Below are 5,648 nucleotides of genomic sequence, written 5' to 3'. Positions count from 1 at the left end.
GGCGGCCCCCTCCCCCTCCCGTACGACAGCGCCCCGTACGGAACTCCCGTACGCGGCGGTTTTCCGTCCTGACGCGAGAAAGGCCGTGCCATGACCACCGAGATCCGTCACTCCGGCCGCCCCGACGACGGGCCCGGCATATCCGAGGCGCTCAAGGCCGCCGGGGCCCGCACCGAGCCCGTGGAGTTCGACCTGCTGGGACACCGCTGGGATCTGCTGCCCGAGGTCTTCGCGCCCTTCCACTCCCCCGACGCGGCCCTCTACTCCGAGTGGCTGCCCTACCCCGAGGGCGGCTCGTTCCTGGAGATGGGGTGCGGCAGCGGGGTGACCGCCGTCCTCGGCGCCCTGCGCGGCTGCCGGCGCGTGCTGGCCGCCGACATCATGCCGAGCGCGGTCGAGAACGCCCGGCTCAACGCCGTACGGCACGAGGTGGCCGACCGGGTCACGGTCGTGCACAGCGACATGTACGAGGCCGTGGGCCCGGACGAGCGCTTCGACCTCGTCTACTGGAACTCCAACGCCATCGAGGTCCCGGCGGACTTCACCTACACCCACTACATGGAACTGGCGACGCTGGACCGCGACTACGCCGCCCACCGGGCGTTCTTCGCCGGGACGCCGGCCCGGCTCGCGGAGGGCGGCCGGGCGTTCCTCGGCTTCAACAGTCGCGGCAACGAGCGGCTGCTGCGGGACCTGGCGGCGGAGGCCGGGTTCGGCATCGAGCAGGTCTGCGCGACGACGGTCGCCCTGGACGACGGGGACGTGGAGTTCCGGCTGCTGGAGCTGATCCGGTCGTAGCGGCGCGTGCCCGCGGCGGCGTACGCGGCCGTTCGGCGCGGCGTGGGAAAAGCCTCCTGACCGGCGGGAACTACTGACAAAACCGCACGCTCCGGGTACCGTCGCCGCAGCCCACCTGCCGGTGGGCCCCACCTTTACTCGGATCGTCCGGCACGTTCCTGCCGGTGAAGGGACCCCTCACCATGGCCACGGTCACGTACGACCAAGCGACCCGGATCTACCCCGGGTCCGACAAGCCCGCCGTCGACAAGCTGGACATTCAGATCGAGGACGGCGAGTTCCTCGTCCTGGTCGGCCCGTCCGGCTGCGGCAAGTCCACCTCGCTGCGGATGCTCGCCGGGCTGGAGGACGTCGACGGCGGCGCGATCCGCATCGGCGACCGCGACGTCACCCACCTGCCGCCCAAGGACCGGGACATCGCCATGGTGTTCCAGAACTACGCGCTCTACCCCCATATGTCCGTCGCCGACAACATGGGCTTCGCGCTCAAGATCGCCGGCGTCAGCAAGGCGGAGATCCGGCAGAAGGTCCAGGACGCGGCGAAGATCCTGGACCTCACGGAGTACCTCGACCGCAAGCCCAAGGCGCTCTCCGGCGGTCAGCGCCAGCGCGTCGCGATGGGCCGCGCGATCGTCCGGGAGCCGCAGGTCTTCCTGATGGACGAGCCGCTGTCGAACCTCGACGCCAAGCTCCGGGTGCAGACCCGCACCCAGATCGCCGGCCTCCAGCGCCGCCTGGGCATCACCACCGTCTACGTCACCCACGACCAGGTCGAGGCCATGACCATGGGCGACCGGGTGGCCGTGCTCAAGGACGGCCTGCTCCAGCAGATCGACTCGCCGCGCAACATGTACGACCGGCCGGCGAACCTCTTCGTGGCCGGGTTCATCGGCTCGCCCGCCATGAACCTCGTCGAGGTCCCGATCACCGACGGCGGCGTGAAGTTCGGCAACAGCGTCGTCCCGGTGCCCCGCGAGGCGCTCACCGCGGCGGCCGACAAGGGCGACCGCACGGTCACCGTCGGCGTGCGCCCGGAGCACTTCGACGTCGTCGAGCAGAACGGCGCCACCGCCGCCGCGCTCTCCAAGGAGACCGCGGGCGCCCCGGCCGGCCTCGCCGTCACGGTCAACGTCGTCGAGGAGCTCGGCGCCGACGGCTATGTGTACGGCACGGCCGAGGTCGGCGGCGAGCGCAAGGACCTCGTGGTGCGGGTGCACGGGCGGCGGGTGCCGGAGAAGGGCTCCGTGCTGCACGTGGTCCCCCAGGCGGGCGAGACGCACGTCTTCTCCACCTCCTCGGGCGAGCGCCTCAGCGACTGACGCGGCGCCCACCCACGGCGTCCACGACACGGCGCCGCCCGTTCGGAGCAAGCGAACGGGCGGCGCTGTCGCGCGTTGTCGACAAATAACCGCATAGTCCGGGCTTTTCACCCCAGGACGTCAACACGGTGCAGCGAACGGCTCGGCCATGCGTCACCCAAGAGGGTGACTAAATGTCGCCAAATCATCACCCCTCGCTACGATCCCCCCGTGAACCAAGCAGCCCGCCGGATCGGCAGAACTCTCGCTCTCGTCCTTCCCGTTGTCCTCGTCCTGTCCGGGACGCTCGCGGTCACCCGCGTGCCCTGGGCGACGAACACGAACGCGCAGGTGCTCACCGCGTCCTCGGACAACGCCTCCACCCAGTCCGGTTCCCGCGCCCCGCAGGACGTGCTCCGCGACCGGCTCCTGGCCGAGCTCCAGGAGAAGGACCCGGGCGTGGCGCTCACCCATCTCCAGGAGGAGATGAACCGGCGGCCGTCGCTCGCCCGGCACTGCGCGTCCATCGCCCGGGCGCTGGGACGGGCCGCCGTCGCCAAGTACCAGGGCGCCGCGCACCGGGCCCAGGCCCACTCGCGGCCGGTCTGCGACACGTCGTTCGCCTCCGGCGTGGCCCAGGCGGCCAACTGAGCGCCCCGCGCACGGCGGCGGCCGAGCCCGGGCGGGGGCGCCCGGCGCGCCGCCGCCGCGCTCGCGCACTAGCGTGCCCCCATGACAGGTGACCCCGGCGCGCGGTCGTACGACCCCCGCTCCTTCCCCACTCAAGCCGTGATCCTGGCCGGCGGCCACGGGTCACGGCTTCGTCCGTACACCGACGACCGGCCCAAGCCCATGGTCGAGATCCCCGGCACCGGGACCCCGATCATCGGCCACCAGCTCGCCTGGCTCGCCGCCGAGGGCGTCACCGACGCGGTCGTCTCCTGCGGGCACCTCGCCGAGGTGCTCCAGGACTGGCTCGCCGCCGAGGCCGACCGGCTCCCGCTGCGGGTCACCACCGTCGTGGAGACCGAGCCGCTCGGGCGCGGCGGCGGGCTGCGGCACGCCGCCGCGTCCCTGCCCCGCCCCGACCGGCCCTGGTACGCCACCAACGGCGACATCTGGACCCGCTTCTCGCTGCGCGAGATGGCCGCGTTCCACGAGGAGCGCGACGCGACGGCGACCCTGGCGCTGGCCCGGCCGCGCATCCCCTGGGGCGCCGTCGAGACGGACGAGTTCGGCCACGTCCTCGACTTCATCGAGGCCCCGCCGTCCCCGTACCTCATCAACGCGGGCGTCTACGTGTTCTCGCCGGCGTTCACCGAGCTGCTGCCGGCGCGGGGCGACCACGAGCGGACGACGTTCCCCCGGCTGGCGCGCGAGCGGCGGCTCGCGGGGTTCCCGCTGCCGCACGGGGCGTACTGGCGCGCCATCGACACGGCGAAGGACCTCGCGGAGGCGGCCCGCGAACTGGCCGCGGAGCGCTAGCCCCGTACGACGGCGGGCTGCTCGTGCCGCCCACCCGGCATGACGAAGGGCCCGGCCCCCGGAGGGGTCGGGCCCTGCGCCGTACGCGGTGTCAGCCCAGGAGGCCGCCGAGCGCGCCCCCCGAGGTGGAGGAGCCGCCGGAACCGCCGGAGCCGCCGCCCGTGGAAGCCGAACCGCCGGTGGTCCCGCCGGAGCCGCCCGACGTGGCCGAGGAGCCGCCGGAGCCGCCCGTGGAGGTCGGCCCGGCCGTCCGGCTGGGCGGCGGCGGGGCGACCGGCTGCCGCCGGGGGGGCGTGCGCACCGCGCCCCCGGGCCGCGTCGCCGACCGCTCGCCCGCACTGCCGACGGAGGTCGTCTCGCGCACCGCGCCCGGCCGCGCCGTCGGCCGGGTGGTGGCCGACGGGCTGGCCGACCGGCTCGCCTCCGGCGACCCGGCGCCGGCCGAGGCCGACGGCACGGACGACCGCTCGGTGCCCGGCCGCTGCGGCAGCGGCGACCCGGGCAGATGGTTGCGCGGCGGCTCGCTCGGCCCCGGCACCGTCGTCACCTCGGACGACCGCACCGCGCCGCCGAGCACCGAGCCGGCGAGCAGCGTCAGCCCGCCCACGACGGCCACCATGACGGCCCCGCGCCGCAGCACCCGCCGCCGCAGGTCCCAGATCGGCACCCGCGGGCCCAGCCGCCGCCACGCCTCGCTCGCGAGCCGGCCGTCCACGGAGTAGACCGGCGCGCCCGCGATGACCAGCGGGCTCCAGGCCGCCAGGTAGATGATGTCCGGCGCGTCGTACACCGGCACCGTCCGCCAGCTGACCGTGACGATCAGCGCCGCCGACAGCAGCGCGCCCACGGAGGCGGCGAGCCGCTGCCACAGGCCGAAGATCGTCAGGACGCCGACCAGCACCTGGAGGAACGCCACCGTCAGCCCGGAGCCGACCGGGTGCGCCAGCGCGAAGTCGCGCAGCGGCGAGGCGACCGCCCACGGGTGCAGGGAGTGGAGCCAGGTCACCATCGAGCCCCGCTCGCCACCGTCGAAGTAGACGGGGTCGCAGAGCTTGCCCATGCCGGCGTAGATGGAGATGAAACCGAGGAAGATCCGCAGCGGCAGCAGCACGACGCCGAGGTTCATCCGGCGGCCGGGGTAGTACGCGTGGCGCACCGCGTCCGCGTTCTGCCGCTGGCGGGCCGCCTCGGCGGACTCCTCGGCGGGCCCGTCGTCGTCCCCGGGCCCGTACGGCGGGTCGTCGTCGTACGCGCCCCGGGCCGGGCGCACGCCCTTCAGCAGCGGACCCACGGGCGGGCCCTGCGGGCTGGTGCGCGGGCCGATCACGGTGGGCGGGCCGTCGTCCACGCCGATGCGCGGCAGGACCTGGGTGGCGCCCGCGTCCCCGCCCGCGCCGAGCGGCGGGGCACCGGCCGCCTCCGCCTTGCGCACGGCCTGGAACAGCTGGCTCGCCGCGGCGTTGCCGGGCTCGGTGCGGCCGCTCCACACGACGGGGGTACGGCGCTTGGTTCCGGCGGCGGCGGAGGGGCCGGCGCGGACCGCGGACAGGCGCGCGGTCTCGTCGTTCGCGCCGGCCTTGCGGACGACGGGAGAGGCGAGCTGGACTCGGAAACTGGCGTGGTTGACGATGACCTGTGCCGGGTCGGACGGCACCTTCACCGTGCTCAGCACGGGTTCTTCGTCGAATCCCGGCGAGCGGCCCCCCGGAGGGCGGGGTCTTCTGGTGTCCACGCTCATCTAACCGAGTGACGCGCGCTTAGGACACTGTTGACCTCCGGTCCGGACCGACGCCCGGCCGCGGCCGGCCGCGGACCTGCGCCACGTCCGGGCTTCCCCGTAGTGGCCGGGCCCACGCGTGCGGTGAGCGGAGACGCGGCGGGCGCCACAAGCCCTTCACGGCGCCTCCGGCGCCGGGTTTTTCGCCCGCCCACCCACCCTGAAGGGAAACACGGTGGGGGTCACAAGCCCGCCTGCGGCGCCTTCGGCGCCGGGTTTTGCGCCCACCCACCCGCCCGTGAAGGGAAACACGGTGGGCCTCCTGACGGAGGGAGACAGAACAGTAGGGG

5 protein-coding genes are annotated in these 5,648 nt (G+C 74.2%); 4 read left to right on the top strand and 1 reads right to left on the bottom strand.

Features of this window, described 5'->3' with window-relative positions:
- Positions 1 to 90 precede the first annotated feature (90 nt).
- The 4 genes from ACSNOD_RS27620 (at position 91) to ACSNOD_RS27605 (ending at position 3,581) form a co-directional block, all read left to right on the top strand.
- Complete coding sequence (locus tag ACSNOD_RS27620) at positions 91 to 798, top strand: methyltransferase domain-containing protein (RefSeq protein WP_436769793.1); 708 nt, start codon at positions 91 to 93, stop codon at positions 796 to 798.
- 182 nt (positions 799 to 980) lie between these two features.
- Positions 981 to 2,117 carry an ABC transporter ATP-binding protein gene (locus tag ACSNOD_RS27615; protein ID WP_436769794.1) on the top strand — a complete coding sequence of 379 codons (1,137 nt, stop codon included), beginning with the start codon at positions 981 to 983 and terminating at the stop codon, positions 2,115 to 2,117.
- A gap of 210 nt (positions 2,118 to 2,327) precedes the next feature.
- On the top strand, positions 2,328 to 2,747 hold the full coding sequence (locus ACSNOD_RS27610; RefSeq protein ID WP_436769792.1) for a hypothetical protein: 420 nt from the start codon (positions 2,328 to 2,330) through the stop codon (positions 2,745 to 2,747).
- 81 nt (positions 2,748 to 2,828) lie between these two features.
- On the top strand, positions 2,829 to 3,581 hold the full coding sequence (locus ACSNOD_RS27605) for a nucleotidyltransferase family protein (protein WP_436769791.1): 753 nt from the start codon (positions 2,829 to 2,831) through the stop codon (positions 3,579 to 3,581).
- A gap of 91 nt (positions 3,582 to 3,672) precedes the next feature.
- Here ACSNOD_RS27605 and ACSNOD_RS27600 read toward each other — a convergent pair whose 3' ends face one another.
- Positions 3,673 to 5,319, bottom strand: a complete 1,647-nt coding sequence (locus tag ACSNOD_RS27600; RefSeq protein ID WP_436769790.1) for a DoxX family membrane protein — start codon at positions 5,317 to 5,319, stop codon at positions 3,673 to 3,675.
- Between the last annotated feature and the right edge of the window lie 329 nt (positions 5,320 to 5,648).

The sequence above is a fragment of the Streptomyces sp. URMC 123 genome, assembly GCF_051386515.1.
Classification (GTDB): domain Bacteria; phylum Actinomycetota; class Actinomycetes; order Streptomycetales; family Streptomycetaceae; genus Streptomyces.
The sequence above is the reverse complement of the archived record's forward strand: the minus strand, read 5'-3'. Positions and strand labels throughout refer to the sequence as shown.

What these genes read in the sequence shown, in the direction of transcription:
- ACSNOD_RS27615 (WP_436769794.1), top strand. Translation starts at nt 981, where the DNA reads ATGGCCACGGTCACGTACGACCAAGCGACCCGGATCTACCCCGGGTCC.
- ACSNOD_RS27620 (WP_436769793.1), top strand. Translation starts at nt 91, where the DNA reads ATGACCACCGAGATCCGTCACTCCGGCCGCCCCGACGACGGGCCCGGC.
- ACSNOD_RS27605 (WP_436769791.1), top strand. Translation starts at nt 2,829, where the DNA reads ATGACAGGTGACCCCGGCGCGCGGTCGTACGACCCCCGCTCCTTCCCC.
- ACSNOD_RS27600 (WP_436769790.1), bottom strand. Translation starts at nt 5,319, where the DNA reads ATGAGCGTGGACACCAGAAGACCCCGCCCTCCGGGGGGCCGCTCGCCG.